We start from the raw sequence: 14,584 nt of genomic DNA on the forward strand, positions 1-14,584 counted from the left end.
CGCCGCGCGGCGCTTCTCTGCGCCCCCTGTGCGCCGGTTCGATCCCGCGGCGGTCCGTGGAATTCCAGCACAGTGCCGGATCTCCAACAAGGTCCGAGGGTCAGACCGTGACCTACGTGACACCACGTGAGGGCGGTGTCACGGGGCGTGGGAAGCTTTCTTGTCGATAACGGACATAAGTCCGCGAGTCACCCTGCGGGGACAGGTGTCCCAGTCGCCATGATCAGGAGCGGAATGATGGCTTCAGGGAGCCAATGTCCGTTTCGTTGGGGTGAGTCAAGGCTCTGGATTGTCCGGTTTGCCCACAGGTCAGTGAGCAAACTCACACATCGATCATGAGGTCTTCGCGGCTTCGGAGGGGAATGGCATGTTTAGCCTGGCGCTTTACAAGAAGGCTCCATCTGTCCACACCATCACTGCCGAGGTCGAGTACAACCGTGAAGACGACGATGATGTTCCGCAACATTGCCAACCCGCGGCGCACGACGCTGGCGCATCTCGAGGACGCTGACGCACTGCAGATCCCGGAGCAGCCGGAGCACTCGCTCGCCCTCCCGGCCCAGACCGCCAACCCGCGGCGGACGGTCCTGATGGAGATCCCGGTCTCCGCCACCAAGTAACCGTAGCGCGCCCGGATCACCGCCCTTCGGGCAGGTGACCCGGGCGCGTCACGCCAGGCACGGGACTGTCCCAGAGCCTCGGGGCACCCCTCCCCGCGTTAGCCTGGAGCGTCAGACTCCAGCCGGCCGAGTAGAGGGGCGCCCAGATCCCGTGCGCATCGCCAGATTCTCCATCGACGGGAACGTCGCCTTCGGCGCGGTCGAGGGCGACAGGCCGGACGAACTCGTCCTCGACATCATCAAGGGCATCCCGTTCGCGGACTTCGAGCTCTCCGGTACGAAGGTCCCGCTCAGCAAGGTCCGGCTGCTGCCCCCGGTGCTCCCCAACAAGGTCGTGGCGTACGGCCGTAACTACGCCGACCACGCGAAGGAACTCGGCAACGAGGTCCCGGACGTCCCCTTCGCCTTCTTCAAGCCCTCCACCTCGGTGATCGGCCCCGGCGACGAGATCCAGTACCCCTCCTTCTCGGCGGACGTCCACCACGAGGCCGAACTCGCCGTCGTCATCGGCCGTATGTGCCGCGAGGTGCCGCGCGATCGCGTCAAGGACGTGATCTTCGGCTACACCTGCGCGAACGACATCACCGCCCGGGACGTCCAGAAGCGCGAGAAGCAGTGGGCTCGGGCCAAGGGCTTCGACACCTCCTGCCCGCTGGGCCCCTGGGTGGAGACGGATCTGGACCTGGAGACGGCGTCCGACCTGACGATCCAGCTCACCGTCAACGGCGAACAACGCCAGCTCGGCCGCACCAGCGAGATGATCCACCCGATCGAGGATCTGATCGTCAACATCTCCGAGGCCATGACGCTGCTCCCCGGTGACGTGATCCTCACGGGCACCCCGGCAGGCGTCGGGCCGCTCACCGTCGGCGACGAGGTCGCCGTCACCATCGAAGGCATCGGCACTCTCACCAACAAGGTTGTCAAGCGTGGCTAGCGCACCCGTCCGCGTACGTTTCTGCCCCTCGCCCACCGGTAACCCCCACGTGGGCCTGGTCCGCACCGCCCTGTTCAACTGGGCGTTCGCCCGGCACCACCAGGGCACGCTCGTCTTCCGCATCGAGGACACCGACGCGGCCCGCGACTCCGAGGAGTCGTACAACCAGCTGCTCGACTCGATGCGCTGGCTGGGCTTCGACTGGGACGAGGGCCCCGAGGTCGGCGGCCCGCACGCCCCGTACCGGCAGTCGCAGCGGATGGACCTCTACAAGGACGTCGCCGCCAAGCTCCTGGACGCCGGTCACGCCTACCACTGCTACTGCTCCCAGCAGGAGCTGGACACCCGCCGCGAGGCGGCTCGTGCGGCCGGCAAGCCCTCGGGCTACGACGGCCACTGCCGCGACCTGACCGACGAGCAGGTCTCCACGTACGTCGCCGAGGGCCGTACGCCCATCGTCCGCTTCCGTATGCCCGACGAGACGATCACCTTCACGGACCTGGTCCGCGGCGAGCTGACCTTCACCCCGGAGAACGTGCCGGACTACGGGATCGTACGAGCCAACGGGGCGCCCCTCTACACGCTCGTGAACCCGGTCGACGACGCGCTGATGGAGATCACGCACGTCCTGCGCGGCGAGGACCTGCTGTCCTCCACCCCACGCCAGATCGCCCTGTACAAGGCGCTGATCGAGCTGGGCGTGGCGAAGTCCGTGCCCGCCTTCGGGCACCTGCCGTACGTGATGGGCGAGGGCAACAAGAAGCTCTCCAAGCGTGACCCGCAGGCCTCGCTCAACCTCTACCGGGAGCGCGGCTTCCTGCCCGAGGGCCTGCTCAACTACCTCTCCCTGCTGGGCTGGTCGCTCTCGGCGGACAAGGACATCTTCACCACCGACGAGCTGGTCGCGGCCTTCGACATCGCGGACGTGAACCCCAACCCGGCGCGCTTCGACCTGAAGAAGTGCGAGGCGATCAACGCAGACCACATCCGTCTCCTGGACGTGAAGGACTTCACGGAGCGCTGCGCCCCGTGGCTGAAGGCTCCCTTCGCCCCATGGTCCGCGGAGGACTTCGACGAGACGAAGTGGCAGGCGATCGCCCCGCACGCCCAGACCCGTCTCAAGGTCCTCTCCGAGATCACCGACAACGTCGACTTCCTGTTCCTGCCGGAGCCGGTCTTCGACGAGCCCTCGTGGACCAAGGCGATGAAGGAGGGCTCGGACGCCCTGCTCCGCACGGCCCGCGAGAAGCTGGAGTCCGCGGACTGGACCTCGCCGGAGTCCCTCAAGGAGGCCGTGCTGGCCGCCGGCGAGACCCACGGCCTCAAGCTCGGCAAGGCCCAGGCCCCGGTCCGCGTGGCCGTCACCGGGCGCACGGTCGGCCTGCCCCTCTTCGAGTCCCTGGAGATCCTGGGCAAGGAGACGACGCTGGCCCGCATCGACGCGGCGCTGGAGAAGTTGATGGTGTAACGCACGCACGCGTGAGGGGCGGCAACCGGGGACTCCGGCTGCCGCCCCTCGGCCGGTCTCAGACCGCGTCGGTCTCGTCGATCAGGTAGGCGCTCTCGTCGAAGATCTCCAACACCACGACGACCATGATCGCGCCGGCCACCATGTACTCCAGCATCACGCCGGGCGCCACATAGGCCTTGCGCAGGTGCTCATCGGGCCCGAGCTGCGCGGTCGATGTCTTGCGGAACGGATCACGAGCCAGTATCCGCACGGCCTTGTCCAACTGGGCGCGACGCTCTCCGGGCAGAGCGTCGTACGTCGCCTGGGCCTCGACGGTGAACTGGACGCGGTACGCGGTCATGAGCCCAGTGTGCCAGTCCACGCCGCGCCGCTCGCCCGAGTCCTGAGGGGCCGCAAATCGCCGGACGTGGCCCCGGACGCCGGGTTACCGTCGGATCATGAGCATTCGGGCCGTGGTCTGGGACGTGGACGACACCCTCTTCGACTACACGGGGGCCGACCGCATCGGAATGCGTCTGCATCTGACGGCCGAGGGGCTGCTCGAGGCGTACGAGAACGTCGAGCAGGCCATCGTGCGGTGGCGGGCGATCACGGACACCCAGTGGGCGCGGTTCTCGGCGGGAGAGGTCGACTTCCAGGGGCAGCGGCGGGACCGGGTGCGGGTGTTCCTGGGCGAGGAGCTGACCGACGCGGAGGCGGACGCCTGGTTCCAGCGGTACATCGCGCACTACGAGACCGCCTGGGCCCTCTTCCCCGACGTGCTGCCCGTCCTGGACGCCCTCGCCGCCAGTCACCGGCACGCCGTGCTGTCCAACTCCAGCATCCACGTCCAGGACCACAAGCTGCGCGTGCTCGGCGTGCACGACCGCTTCGAGGTCATCCTGTGCGCCGCCGAACTGGGCGTCTCCAAGCCCGAGGCGGGAGCCTTCCTCGCGGCCTGCGACGCCCTGGAGCTGGCCCCGCACCAGGTGGCCTATGTCGGCGACCACCCGGAGATCGACGGCCGGGGTGCCGCCGAGGCCGGACTGCTGTCGGTCTGGGTCGACCGCGACGGCAGTGTGCACGCCCATGTCCCCACCCCTGCCGGACCGCGGCGCATCGCCTCGCTCGCCGAACTCCCCGCGGTCCTCGGCGCGGATACCCGTTTTGGAGCCCCGTCCACCTTCGGGTAATGTTCTTCCTGCGCCGCCGGGGAGCGGGCCGAAAGGCCGGGATCCGGAGGAGCAAACTAGAACAAGATCCCCGTAGGGGCTTGAGTTCCAGTGGCCTATGGTGTAATTGGCAGCACGACTGATTCTGGTTCAGTTAGTCTTGGTTCGAGTCCAGGTAGGCCAGCTCGCAGAGCTCATCTGCAAAGGCGGAGATCGATTCCGCGAAGCCCCCGTTGTGTAGCGGCCTAGCACGCTGCCCTCTCAAGGCAGTAGCGCCGGTTCGAATCCGGTCGGGGGTACAGATCCTTCCCGGAGGGTCAGTCAGGGTCGCACCCGCTGACGCTCATGCAGGATCGCTAGGGCCCCCGTTGTGTAGCGGCCTAGCACGCCGCCCTCTCAAGGCGGTAGCGCCGGTTCGAATCCGGTCGGGGGTACGATTTAGTCTAAATCACCTTGGTCTATGGTGTAATTGGCAACACTACGGTTTCTGGTACCGTCATTCTTGGTTCGAGTCCAGGTAGACCAGCTCGGACCTGCGGAAACGCAGGCTCCACGCCCCCGTTGTGTAGCGGCCTAGCACGCCGCCCTCTCAAGGCGGTAGCGCCGGTTCGAATCCGGTCGGGGGTACGTAGAGGAAGGCCCTTCACTTCGGTGGAGGGCCTTCGCCGTGTCCGGGGGCTTCATTCGAAGCCGTACCGCCGCGTCGACTCCTCCTCCTGGGCCAGCCGGTGCAGCGACTGCAGCAGCGGCTCGTTGAGGATCGCGCCCAGGATCGCGAACTCGACCCGCTCCGCCTCCGACGGTTGCGTCTCGAGGTTGTCCAGGTCGAGGACGGCCGTCCGGTGCATCAACTCGGCGTACGGCGCGAGCTGTTCGGCCCCCCACTCGTAGCCGAGCCGGCGGAACGCGGCCACTGCCACCACCAGCGAGCGGTACGCGGGGGAGATGGTCGTGAGCTGCTTGGCGTTCTCCCAGCCGAGCCGGTCCAGGAGTGCGGTGACCTCCTGGTGCGCGGCCCGGACGTACTCGTCGTCCTCGTCCGGCTCGGGCACCTGCGGCAGGGCCCACAGCGCCGCGCCGAGGCGGATCGAGCGGCCCAGGGAGTCGTCGTCCACGTGTCCGAGGACCTCGCGCACCCTCGCCACCGGCACCCGGCCCACCTGGATCATCGCGCGCACCAGCCGCAGCCGCCGTAGGTGCTCCTCGTCGTACTCGGCCGTGGTGGCGTTGATCTGGTGGCCCGGCGGCAACAGCCCTTCGCGCAGGTAGTACTTGATCGTCGCGGTGGACACACCGCTGTGCTCGCTGAGTTCGGCCAGCCGCATCTCTTGCACCCCCTCTCGGATATCGGCACTATCCAAACATGCCGCAGTCGGATAGTGCTGCTCACCAACGAGGGGGTCCCATGGTCGGGAAGAAGGTCGCAGCAGGCCGCACCACCGCGTCCGCGGAGAAGGACGTGGTCGTCCTGCTGATCGGGATGCGCATCAACCACTTCTGGGCCGTGCACCACTGGGTCCCGGTCTTCCTGGCCATGCCGCGGATGCTGCGGGAGCTGCAGAAGGCTCCGGAGCGGGGGCTGCTCTCGCATGTACTGCTGACGGCCTCGCCGCGGACGTACTACGTCGTCCAGTACTGGGAGTCGAAGGAGAAGCTGTACGCCTATGCGCACTCGCCGGAGATGTTCCACCACAGGGCGTGGGCGATCATCAACCGCAAGGAGAAGGCGGGGAAGATGCGGCAGCATGTGGGGCTGTGGCACGAGGCGTATGTGGTGCCGGAGGGGTCCTACGAGTCGATCTACGCGGACATGCCGGCGATCGGACTCGCGGCGGCGTACGGGCAGGTGCCGGTCGCTGCGCGCGGGCGGTACGCGAAAGAGCGGTTCGCCTATCGGTCCGGGGCGTCGGCGGACGCCTGAACGCCATAGGGGGAAGCCGTTGTGGGGCGCGTGCGGGCTGTCGGTGATTGCTCGCGCAGTTCCCCGCGCCCCTTCAGGTGGTCCGGTCCCCGTTGGTCCAAGATCTGCCGCGGCGTTGAGGCTGGTCCTGAGCCGACGTGGGGACGATCGCCCCCTGCTCCTCAACCCGTGCGGCGCAGTGCCTCGGAGAGGCGGGCGGCGGCGTCGATGACCGCCTGGGCGTGCATGCGGCCCGGGTGGCGGGTCAGGCGCTCGATGGGGCCGGAGACCGAGACGGCGGCCACCACGCGGTTGGAGGGGCCGCGTACGGGCGCGGACACGGACGCCACGCCCGGCTCGCGCTCGCCGATGGACTGTGCCCAGCCGCGGCGTCGTACGCCCGACAGGGCCGTGGCCGTGAAGCGGGCGCCCTGGAGACCGCGGTGCAGGCGCTCCGGCTCCTCCCACGCCATCAGGATCTGGGCCGAGGAGCCCGCCTTCATGGTGAGCGTCGAGCCGACCGGGACCGTGTCCCTGAGGCCCGACAGGCGCTCCGCCGCGGCGACGCAGATACGCATGTCGCCCTGGCGGCGGTAGAGCTGTGCGCTCTCGCCGGTGATGTCCCGCAGATGCGTGAGCACCGGGCCGGCCGTCGCGAGGAGGCGGTCCTCACCGGCGGCCGCGGCCAGTTCGGCGAGGCGCGGGCCCAGAATGAAACGGCCCTGCATGTCGCGTGCCACCATGCGGTGGTGTTCCAGAGCCACGGCCAGCCGGTGGGCCGTGGGTCGTGCCAGTCCGGTCGCCGCGACCAAGCCCGCGAGGGTGGCCGGACCGGACTCCAGAGCGCTCAGGACAAGGGCTGCCTTGTCCAGAACGCCGACGCCGCTACTGTTGTCCATGAAACGATACTCACGTCTCACTCTGTGAAACGCAAGTTCCTTTTTTCGTGAGACGCGCAACCCTTGTAGACACAGCGGCCCGGTGACCGTACGGGCCGGGTGACGGGCGCCCGTGAACTGGGGCCGGGTGCCGTCTCCTCAAGATCTCTAGTTGGGCCGGTGGACGTTTGCCGGCCGGAGGGAAAGCGATGGGTAGGACACTCGCGGAGAAGGTCTGGGACGACCATGTCGTCCGGCGCGCCGAGGGCGAGCCCGACCTCCTCTTCATCGATCTGCACCTGCTGCACGAGGTGACCAGCCCGCAGGCCTTCGACGGTCTGCGCAAGAGCGGTCGCCAGGTGCGCCGGCTCGACCTGACCATCGCCACCGAGGACCACAACACCCCGACCCTCGACATCGACAAGCCGATCGCCGACCCGGTCTCGCGCGTCCAGCTGGAGACGCTGCGCAAGAACTGCGCCGACTTCGGCGTCCGCCTGCACCCGCTGGGCGACGTCGAGCAGGGCGTCGTGCACGTGGTGGGTCCGCAGCTCGGACTGACCCAGCCCGGCATGACCGTGGTCTGCGGTGACTCCCACACCTCTACGCACGGTGCCTTCGGCGGCCTGGCGTTCGGCATCGGCACCTCCCAGGTCGAGCACGTCCTGGCCACCCAGACCCTGCCGCTGGTCCGCCCGAAGACCATGGCCATCACGGTCGACGGCGAACTGCCCGACGGCGTCACCGCCAAGGACCTGATCCTGGCGATCATCGCCAGGATCGGCACCGGTGGCGGCCAGGGCTACGTCCTGGAGTACCGCGGCTCCGCCATCGAGAAGCTCTCGATGGAAGCCCGCATGACCATCTGCAACATGTCGATCGAGGCCGGCGCCCGCGCGGGCATGATCGCCCCCGACCAGACCACCTTCGACTACCTCGAGGGCCGCCCGCACGCGCCCAAGGGCGAGGACTGGGACGCGGCTGTCGCGTACTGGAAGACCCTGAAGACGGACGAGGACGCCGCGTTCGACGCCGAGGTCGTCATCAAGGCCGACGAGTTGGCGCCGTTCGTCACCTGGGGCACCAACCCCGGCCAGGGCGCGCCGCTTTCGGCGGACGTCCCCGATCCTGCTTCGTACGAAGACGCTTCGGAGCGCTTCGCTGCCGAAAAGGCCCTGGAATACATGGGGTTGGAGGCCGGGCAGCCGCTGCGCTCCATCAAGGTGGACACCGTCTTCGTAGGTTCGTGCACCAACGGCCGTATCGAGGACCTGCGCGCCGCCGCCGAGCTCGTCAAGGGCCGCAAAGTCGCCGACGGTGTACGGATGCTGGTCGTTCCCGGCTCCGCGCGCGTGGGTCTGCAGGCCGTCTCCGAGGGCCTGGACGTCGTCTTCAAGGAGGCCGGCGCCGAATGGCGGCACGCGGGCTGCTCGATGTGCCTGGGCATGAACCCGGACCAGCTGGCCCCCGGTGAGCGCTCCGCGTCCACCTCCAACCGCAACTTCGAGGGCCGGCAGGGCAAGGGCGGTCGTACGCACCTGGTGTCGCCGCAGGTCGCGGCCGCGACCGCCGTGCTGGGCCACCTGGCTTCGCCCGCCGACCTGTCCGACGCCCCTGTCGCCGCTGGAGTCTGAGAATCATGGAAGCATTCACCACGCACACCGGCCGGGCCGTCCCGCTGCGCCGCTCCAACGTCGACACCGACCAGATCATCCCTGCTCACTGGCTCAAGAAGGTGACCCGGGACGGGTTCGAGGACGGACTGTTCGAGGCCTGGCGCAAGGACGAGAAATTCATCCTCAACCAGCCCGAGCGCAAGGGCGCCACGGTCCTGGTCGCCGGCCCCGACTTCGGCACCGGCTCCTCCCGTGAGCACGCCGTGTGGGCGCTGCAGAACTACGGCTTCAAGGCTGTGATCTCCTCCCGCTTCGCCGACATCTTCCGCGGCAACTCGCTCAAGAACGGCCTGCTCACGGTGGTTCTGGAGCAGAAGATCGTGGACGCGCTCCAGGAGCTCACGGAGAACGACCCCGAAGCCGAGATCACGGTCGACCTTCAGGCCCGCGAGGTGCGCGCCGAGGGCATCACGGCGAGCTTCGAGCTGGACGAGAACTCCCGCTGGCGGCTGCTGAACGGCCTGGACGACATCTCCATCACCCTCCAGAACGAGGCCGACATCGCCGCGTACGAGGCCAAGCGGCCCTCGTACAAGCCGAGGACGCTGCAGAGCTGACCCCGAGGGCGGCCGGACCACCCGGAACCCTCCTTCGGAGCAACTGAACAGGTCGAGTTTCGGCCACCTCAACATCCCCGCCGTACCCCCGATCAGCCCGATCGGGGGTACGGCCGTGTCTGCGCCCGGACGGCCTCGCGCGCCGCGACACGCCCGTTCAACTTCCCACGTTACGACGGGTGTTGTCGGGGTACGCGTCCCTTGTAGCCGTGGCTTCCGGATGTGCCCGGAAGGCCGTTTGAGGCCGCAGTTGCACCCCTAGCAGGCGACAACTCGCCCCAGATGGCACAATCTGTGCATGGAACACGACGGCCAACTCGAGCTCTATGCGGCAGTCGCGGACCAACTCAAGGAAGCGCACGCAAGGGTGCGCGCACTGCAAGTCCCGGAGGGCGTACGGATGGCGCTGACCCGGAAGCTGCTGGTCATTACGGCCGCGGCCAAGCACGACGTCGTCGAAGCGACAAGGCGTCTGGAGGGGTTCATGGCCGACCTCGACGCGGGGCGGATCCCGGAAGAGGAACGCTGAACAAGTCCAGAGCAGTCGAGTTCGTTGCGGCACAAGGGTGATAAGCCCGTTTCGTGTTTGATTTGCGGTATATATCTGCCTAACGTGCGAAAAAGCTTGAACACTTTCGTTCTGGCAATGTCTCCGAAGGGGAAGACGTGAACAAGGCGCAGCTCGTAGAAGCGATTGCCGACAAGGTGGGCGGCCGCCAGCAGGCCGCCGACGCGGTCGACGCGGTCCTGGACGCCATCGTCCGCGCGACGGTCGCGGGCGACCGGGTCTCGGTCACCGGCTTCGGTTCGTTCGAGAAGGTCGACCGGCCGGCCCGTTACGCCCGTAACCCCCAGACGGGCGAGCGGGTTCGGGTCAAGAAGACCTCCGTTCCGCGCTTCCGCGCGGGCCAGGGCTTCAAGGACCTGGTGAGCGGCACGAAGAAGCTCCCGAAGAACGACGTCGCGGTCAAGAAGGCGCCCAAGGGCAGCCTGAGCGGCGGGGCTTCGGCCACGGTCAAGAAGGCGGCCGCGAAGAAGGCCACCGCCAAGACCGCTGCGGCCAAGAAGACCACCGCGAGGAAGACGACGGCCAAGAAGACGACGGCCACCGCGAAGAAGACCACGGCGAAGAAGGCGCCCGCCAAGAGCACGGCGACCGCCAAGACCACCGCCGCGAAGAAGACCACCGCCCAGAAGGCGACGGCCAAGAAGGCCCCGGCGAAGAAGGCGACCGCCAAGAAGGCCCCCGCCAAGAAGTCGGCCTCTCGCACCACCACCGCCAAGAAGGCCACGGCCCGCAAGAGGTAAGGGCACAGGGCACTCACGCGCCGGGCCGGACTCCGCATCGGAGTCCGGCCCGCGGCGTGTGTGCACAGGGGGTTCAGAAGGTCTGGAGGGTCACCAGGGTGACCTTGTCCCCGTCCATCTCGATGCGCACGCGCTGTCCGGGACGCAGCAGCCTCAGACCACCCGCGTCGAACGCCGGTGTGTCGAAGGGGACGGGGGTGCCGTCGTCGAGAAGCACCTGCCCGCTGCGGCTTTCGGGGTCGTACGTGTACGCGGTCGCCTGCATGGCCGCAGCCTACTGCCCGGGAATCAGCAACCGCGCAGCGGCGGCGGCCGTCCGGGGGCCCACCCCGAGGGCGAGCGCGGCCCGCAGGTCCTCGCCGGTGTCCACGTCCTGTCGTACGGAATCCACCTCGGTGAGGGGGAGTTCCGTCGCTCCCGAGGCGCGATGTCGTGCGCGGGAATCCGGGCCGAAGGCGGGGCGCAATTCCGCGTCCTGCCGGGCCGCCAGCAGAGTCGTGCCGATTGTTGCGGCGTCCGCGAGAAAAGCGCGCGGGAATTCCACGGCAGCGTCGAGGACCCGGGCCAATTCAAGGGGCCGTAGCGCCGGAAGATCGGCGTTCAGGGCCGCGAGGGCGCTTTCGGGACGCGTGGACCGTACGACGGCCGCCGCGTGCGACAGGGCCGCGTTCAGGCCGCCCCGTGGCTCGTCGGGGACGATCCGGGCGCCCAGGGCCGCCAGCTCGCGGCCCGCCAGGGCGTCATCCGTGACTACCGCCACATCACCGACCGCACGGCAAGCCAGCGCGGCCGCCACGGTGTCCTGGGCGAAGGCGAGCGCCAGACCCGGGCGCACCCCGTCGTCGGCGGTGTCCGAGAGCCTGCTCTTGGCCCGCGCCAAGGGCTTGAGCGGGATGACCAACGTCCACTGCACGCGTGTTCCGTCCTTCTCTGGTGGCGGCCATTGTCACTCAGTCGTCACGCGGCCCATCTGGCGGTGTCGGTGGCGGGGCGTACGGTGTTCTCGACAGACCGGCGGCCCGGGGCGACACTTGTGCGGCCCCCCAGGCCCTAGAGGAAGGTGTCCGCGTGCCCCGCCGCAGAATCGGCTTCTGGTACCGCTTGGCAGCGGTGATCGCCAAACCGCCGCTCGTGGTTCTGATCAAGCGGGACTGGCGTGGAATGGAGCATATTCCGGCCGACGGCGGATTTATCACCGCGGTCAACCACAATTCGCACATTGATCCCTTCGCGTACGCGCACTTCCAGTACAACACCGGACGCGTTCCGCGATTCCTCGCGAAGAGTGGTCTTTTCAACAAGGGATTCATCGGCGCCATGATGCGCGGCACGGGGCAGATTCCCGTCTACCGCGAGACCACGGACGCGCTCAGCGCCTTCAGGGCCGCCATCGATGCCGTGGATCGCGGCGAATGCGTCGCGTTCTACCCCGAGGGCACCATCACCCGGGACCCCGACCAGTGGCCCATGATCGGCAAGACCGGTGCCGCGCGGGTGGCCCTCCAGACCAAGTGCCCGGTGATCCCCGTCGCGCAGTGGGGCGCCAACGAACTCCTGCCGCCGTACGCCAAGAAGCTCCACGTGTTTCCGCGCAAGACCTCGCACGTCCTGGCGGGCCCGCCAGTGGACCTGTCGCCGTTCTACGGCAAGGAGATGACCCCGGACCTTCTGAAGGAGGCCACCGAGGTCATCATGGCCGCCGTCACCGCCCAGCTGGAGCAGATCCGCGGCGAGAAGGCGCCCGAGACGGCGTACGACCCGCGCCGCGAGCGGATCGAGCAGCGGCGCCGGACCCAGGCCCAGAGCGGCCACGAGGGGGAGAAGAGCAAGTGAGCAAGCCCGTCAAGGCGGCCGTCTTCGGTACCGGTTCATGGGGCACCGCGTTCGGCATGGTGCTCGCCGACGCGGGGTGCGAGGTCACCCTGTGGGCGCGGCGTCCCGAACTCGCGGAAGCCGTCAACTCCACGCGGACGAACCCGGACTACCTCCCCGGCGTCGAACTCCCGGAGAACCTCCGGGCGACGGCAAACGCCGCGGAGGCCGCGCGCGACGCGGAGTTGACCGTCCTCGCGATCCCCTCGCAGACCCTGCGCACCAACCTCGCCGAGTGGACCCCCCTACTCGCGCCCGACACCGTCCTCGTCTCCCTCATGAAGGGTGTCGAACTCGGCTCCGCCATGCGGATGAGTGAGGTGATCGAGGACGTCGCGAAGGTCGGCGCCGACCGCATCGCCGTGGTCACCGGACCCAACCTCGCGCGGGAGATCGCCGCCCGGATGCCGGCCGCCGCCGTGGTCGCCTGCACCGACGAGGCGGTCGCCCGGCGACTCCAGACCTCCTGCCACACGCCGTACTTCCGCCCGTACACCAACACCGACGTGGTGGGCTGTGAACTCGGCGGCGCCGTGAAGAACGTCATCGGCCTCGCCGTCGGCATCGCGGACGGCATGGGCCTCGGTGACAACGCCAAGGGCTCGCTCATCACGCGCGGTCTCGCGGAGACGACCCGGCTCGGACTCGCCATGGGCGCCGACCCGCTGACGTTCTCCGGACTCGCCGGTCTCGGCGACCTGGTGGCGACCTGCTCCTCGCCGCTGTCGCGCAACCACACCTTCGGCACCAACCTCGGCAAGGGCATGACCCTCCAGGAGACCATCGCGGTCACCAAGCAGACCGCGGAGGGCGTCAAGTCCTGTGAGTCCGTGCTGGATCTGGCCCGCAGGCACGGCGTCGACATGCCGATCACCGAGACGGTCGTCGGCATCGTGCACGAGGGCAAGGCACCGGTGGTCGCCGTCAAGGAGCTGATGTCGCGCAGCGCGAAACCCGAACGACACTGAGCTACGGCCTCGCTATTTGCCTCGTTCGCCGCGGGGGCGCACGCTGTATCGGGGCACTACCAACGGGTACTCTCAACGCGATATGAGCACCGAGAACCTCCCCCAGAGCCCTCAGCAGCCGCCTCGCAAGCCGCGCGTGGCCGTCGTGTTCGGCGGGCGCAGCTCCGAACACGGGATCTCCGTGGTCACCGCCGGCGCCGTACTGCGGGCCATCGACCGGACCAAGTACGACGTCCTGCCGATCGGCATCACCCGGGACGGCCGTTGGGCGCTCACCGCCGACGAACCGGAACGCATGGCGATCACCGAGCGCCGTACGCCGAGCGTCGAGGAACTCGCCGAGTCGAGCGAGGGCGGCGTGGTGCTCCCCGTCGACCCCGCGAACCGTGAAGTCGTCTACAGCGAGCCCGGATCGGTGCCCAAGGCGCTCGGTGAGGTCGACGTCGTCTTCCCCGTCCTGCACGGCCCCTACGGCGAGGACGGCACCCTGCAGGGCCTCCTGGAGCTCTCCGGCGTCCCGTACGTCGGCTCGGGTGTGCTCGCCTCGGCCGTCGGCCAGGACAAGGAGTACATGAAGCGGGTGTTCACCTCCTTCGGGCTCAAGGTCGGCCCGTACGTGGTGATCAGGCCGCGCGAGTGGGAGCGGGACGAGTCCGCGGCCCGCAAGAAGATCGTCGACTTCGCGGGCGAGCACGGCTGGCCGCTGTTCGTGAAGCCCGCGCGCGCGGGATCGTCGATCGGCATCACCAAGGTCGACGACCTGTCCGGCCTGGACGAGGCGATCGCCGAGGCACAGAGCCACGACCCGAAGATCCTCGTGGAGGCGGCGCTGCGGGGCCGCGAGATCGAGTGCGGTGTCCTGGAGTTCGAGGACGGCCCGCGCGCGTCGGTCCCGGCCGAGATCCCCCCGCCGCAGGAACACGCGTACTACGACTTCGAGGCGAAGTACATCGACTCGACCCCGGGGATCGTGCCGGCGCCGCTCACGCCCGAGGAGACGGCCGAGGTCCAGAAGCTCGCGGTCGACGCCTTCGACGCGGCCTCCTGCGAAGGCCTGGTCCGCGCGGACTTCTTCCTCACGGAGGACGGCGAGTTCGTGATCAACGAGATCAACACGCTTCCGGGCTTCACGCCGATCTCGATGTATCCGCAGATGTGGGAGAAGAGCGGGATCAGTTACCCGGAGCTGGTGGACAGGCTGATCGAGGCGGCACTGCGCAGGTCGACGGGACTTCGTTAGCCGGTC

The 14,584-nt window shown here is 68.5% G+C and carries 17 protein-coding genes and 5 tRNA genes; 17 read left to right on the top strand and 5 right to left on the bottom strand.

The features are described 5' to 3' along the window. Window positions 1-437 precede the first annotated feature (437 nt). The 3 genes from QF027_RS33905 (at window position 438) to gltX (ending at window position 3,025) form a co-directional block, all read left to right on the top strand. Window positions 438-620 carry a hypothetical protein gene (locus QF027_RS33905; RefSeq protein WP_306975957.1) on the top strand — a complete coding sequence of 61 codons (183 nt, stop codon included), beginning with the start codon at window positions 438-440 and terminating at the stop codon, window positions 618-620. 151 nt (window positions 621-771) lie between these two features. Then, window positions 772-1,557 carry a fumarylacetoacetate hydrolase family protein gene (locus QF027_RS33910; protein ID WP_307078925.1) on the top strand — a complete coding sequence of 262 codons (786 nt, stop codon included), beginning with the start codon at window positions 772-774 and terminating at the stop codon, window positions 1,555-1,557. Next, entirely contained in the window at window positions 1,541-3,025 is a 1,485-nt protein-coding gene (gene gltX / locus QF027_RS33915; protein ID WP_307078927.1) for a glutamate--tRNA ligase, read from the top strand. Before QF027_RS33910 ends, gltX begins: the two co-directional genes overlap by 17 nt. A 58-nt stretch (window positions 3,026-3,083) precedes the next feature. Here the strand turns inward: gltX and QF027_RS33920 are convergent, their stop codons facing one another. Further along, the gene (locus QF027_RS33920) at window positions 3,084-3,368 is read right to left on the bottom strand and encodes a type II toxin-antitoxin system RelE family toxin (RefSeq protein ID WP_306975948.1); all 285 of its coding nucleotides are present in this window, start codon (window positions 3,366-3,368) and stop codon (window positions 3,084-3,086) included. Window positions 3,369-3,465: 97 nt separating this feature from the next. On the opposite strand from QF027_RS33920, the gene QF027_RS33925 reads away from it, so the two are divergent. The 6 genes from QF027_RS33925 to QF027_RS33950 all read left to right on the top strand — a co-directional run bounded on the left by QF027_RS33925 (window position 3,466) and on the right by QF027_RS33950 (window position 4,806). After that, window positions 3,466-4,200, top strand: coding sequence for an HAD family hydrolase (locus QF027_RS33925; protein ID WP_307078929.1), 735 nt, complete (start codon window positions 3,466-3,468; stop codon window positions 4,198-4,200). A gap of 91 nt (window positions 4,201-4,291) precedes the next feature. After that, window positions 4,292-4,363 (top strand) — tRNA-Gln (locus QF027_RS33930). 42 nt (window positions 4,364-4,405) lie between these two features. Then, window positions 4,406-4,478 (top strand) — tRNA-Glu (locus QF027_RS33935). A 62-nt stretch (window positions 4,479-4,540) separates the two neighbouring features. Beyond that, window positions 4,541-4,613: transfer RNA gene (locus tag QF027_RS33940), tRNA-Glu, on the top strand. A 20-nt stretch (window positions 4,614-4,633) separates the two neighbouring features. After that, a tRNA-Gln gene (locus tag QF027_RS33945) sits at window positions 4,634-4,705 on the top strand. A 28-nt stretch (window positions 4,706-4,733) separates the two neighbouring features. After that, window positions 4,734-4,806 (top strand) — tRNA-Glu (locus QF027_RS33950). Between the two features lie 53 nt (window positions 4,807-4,859). Here QF027_RS33950 and QF027_RS33955 read toward each other — a convergent pair. Further along, window positions 4,860-5,504 (bottom strand): MerR family transcriptional regulator, encoded by a 645-nt coding sequence (locus tag QF027_RS33955; RefSeq protein WP_307082598.1) that lies wholly within the window; start codon window positions 5,502-5,504, stop codon window positions 4,860-4,862. A gap of 80 nt (window positions 5,505-5,584) precedes the next feature. Between QF027_RS33955 and QF027_RS33960 the strand changes: the two genes are divergently transcribed. Further along, window positions 5,585-6,100 (top strand): DUF4188 domain-containing protein, encoded by a 516-nt coding sequence (locus tag QF027_RS33960; protein ID WP_307078932.1) that lies wholly within the window; start codon window positions 5,585-5,587, stop codon window positions 6,098-6,100. A gap of 161 nt (window positions 6,101-6,261) precedes the next feature. On the opposite strand, the gene ndgR is transcribed toward QF027_RS33960, so the two are convergent. Further along, window positions 6,262-6,978: an IclR family transcriptional regulator NdgR gene (gene ndgR / locus QF027_RS33965; RefSeq protein ID WP_007384919.1), complete on the bottom strand. Its 717-nt coding sequence runs from the start codon at window positions 6,976-6,978 to the stop codon at window positions 6,262-6,264. 188 nt (window positions 6,979-7,166) lie between these two features. Here ndgR and leuC point away from each other — a divergent pair, with 188 nt between their 5' ends. The 4 genes from leuC to QF027_RS33985 all read left to right on the top strand — a co-directional run bounded on the left by leuC (window position 7,167) and on the right by QF027_RS33985 (window position 10,498). Further along, window positions 7,167-8,591 carry a 3-isopropylmalate dehydratase large subunit gene (gene leuC, locus QF027_RS33970; protein WP_306975939.1) on the top strand — a complete coding sequence of 475 codons (1,425 nt, stop codon included), beginning with the start codon at window positions 7,167-7,169 and terminating at the stop codon, window positions 8,589-8,591. A gap of 5 nt (window positions 8,592-8,596) precedes the next feature. Further along, a complete protein-coding gene (gene leuD / locus QF027_RS33975; RefSeq protein ID WP_306975938.1) occupies window positions 8,597-9,190 on the top strand; it encodes a 3-isopropylmalate dehydratase small subunit in 594 nt (197 codons plus the stop codon). 298 nt (window positions 9,191-9,488) lie between these two features. After that, window positions 9,489-9,719, top strand: coding sequence for a hypothetical protein (locus QF027_RS33980; protein WP_007384922.1), 231 nt, complete (start codon window positions 9,489-9,491; stop codon window positions 9,717-9,719). Window positions 9,720-9,856: 137 nt separating this feature from the next. Then, window positions 9,857-10,498 (top strand): HU family DNA-binding protein, encoded by a 642-nt coding sequence (locus QF027_RS33985; protein WP_306975935.1) that lies wholly within the window; start codon window positions 9,857-9,859, stop codon window positions 10,496-10,498. Between the two features lie 73 nt (window positions 10,499-10,571). On the opposite strand, the gene QF027_RS33990 is transcribed toward QF027_RS33985, so the two are convergent. Together QF027_RS33990 and cofC are read right to left on the bottom strand one after the other, a co-directional pair. After that, window positions 10,572-10,763, bottom strand: a complete 192-nt coding sequence (locus QF027_RS33990; RefSeq protein WP_062045793.1) for a hypothetical protein — start codon at window positions 10,761-10,763, stop codon at window positions 10,572-10,574. Window positions 10,764-10,772: 9 nt separating this feature from the next. Then, complete coding sequence (cofC, locus tag QF027_RS33995) at window positions 10,773-11,411, bottom strand: 2-phospho-L-lactate guanylyltransferase (protein ID WP_307078934.1); 639 nt, start codon at window positions 11,409-11,411, stop codon at window positions 10,773-10,775. Between the two features lie 155 nt (window positions 11,412-11,566). On the opposite strand from cofC, the gene QF027_RS34000 reads away from it, so the two are divergent. The 3 genes from QF027_RS34000 to QF027_RS34010 all read left to right on the top strand — a co-directional run bounded on the left by QF027_RS34000 (window position 11,567) and on the right by QF027_RS34010 (window position 14,578). After that, window positions 11,567-12,331, top strand: a complete 765-nt coding sequence (locus tag QF027_RS34000; protein ID WP_306975929.1) for a lysophospholipid acyltransferase family protein — start codon at window positions 11,567-11,569, stop codon at window positions 12,329-12,331. Then, a complete protein-coding gene (locus tag QF027_RS34005; RefSeq protein ID WP_307078936.1) occupies window positions 12,328-13,338 on the top strand; it encodes an NAD(P)H-dependent glycerol-3-phosphate dehydrogenase in 1,011 nt (336 codons plus the stop codon). The genes QF027_RS34000 and QF027_RS34005 overlap by 4 nt, the downstream gene beginning before the upstream one ends. An 82-nt stretch (window positions 13,339-13,420) precedes the next feature. Then, on the top strand, window positions 13,421-14,578 hold the full coding sequence (locus QF027_RS34010; RefSeq protein WP_306975924.1) for a D-alanine--D-alanine ligase family protein: 1,158 nt from the start codon (window positions 13,421-13,423) through the stop codon (window positions 14,576-14,578). Window positions 14,579-14,584 lie beyond the last annotated feature (6 nt).

The sequence above is a fragment of the Streptomyces canus genome, assembly GCF_030816965.1.
GTDB lineage: Bacteria > Actinomycetota > Actinomycetes > Streptomycetales > Streptomycetaceae > Streptomyces > Streptomyces canus_E.

What these genes read in the sequence shown, in the direction of transcription:
- QF027_RS33920 (WP_306975948.1), bottom strand. Translation starts at nt 3,368, where the DNA reads ATGACCGCGTACCGCGTCCAGTTCACCGTCGAGGCCCAGGCGACGTAC.
- QF027_RS33925 (WP_307078929.1), top strand. Translation starts at nt 3,466, where the DNA reads ATGAGCATTCGGGCCGTGGTCTGGGACGTGGACGACACCCTCTTCGAC.
- QF027_RS33955 (WP_307082598.1), bottom strand. Translation starts at nt 5,504, where the DNA reads ATGCGGCTGGCCGAACTCAGCGAGCACAGCGGTGTGTCCACCGCGACG.
- QF027_RS33960 (WP_307078932.1), top strand. Translation starts at nt 5,585, where the DNA reads ATGGTCGGGAAGAAGGTCGCAGCAGGCCGCACCACCGCGTCCGCGGAG.
- ndgR (WP_007384919.1), bottom strand. Translation starts at nt 6,978, where the DNA reads ATGGACAACAGTAGCGGCGTCGGCGTTCTGGACAAGGCAGCCCTTGTC.
- leuC (WP_306975939.1), top strand. Translation starts at nt 7,167, where the DNA reads ATGGGTAGGACACTCGCGGAGAAGGTCTGGGACGACCATGTCGTCCGG.
- leuD (WP_306975938.1), top strand. Translation starts at nt 8,597, where the DNA reads ATGGAAGCATTCACCACGCACACCGGCCGGGCCGTCCCGCTGCGCCGC.
- QF027_RS33980 (WP_007384922.1), top strand. Translation starts at nt 9,489, where the DNA reads ATGGAACACGACGGCCAACTCGAGCTCTATGCGGCAGTCGCGGACCAA.
- QF027_RS33990 (WP_062045793.1), bottom strand. Translation starts at nt 10,763, where the DNA reads ATGCAGGCGACCGCGTACACGTACGACCCCGAAAGCCGCAGCGGGCAG.
- QF027_RS34010 (WP_306975924.1), top strand. Translation starts at nt 13,421, where the DNA reads ATGAGCACCGAGAACCTCCCCCAGAGCCCTCAGCAGCCGCCTCGCAAG.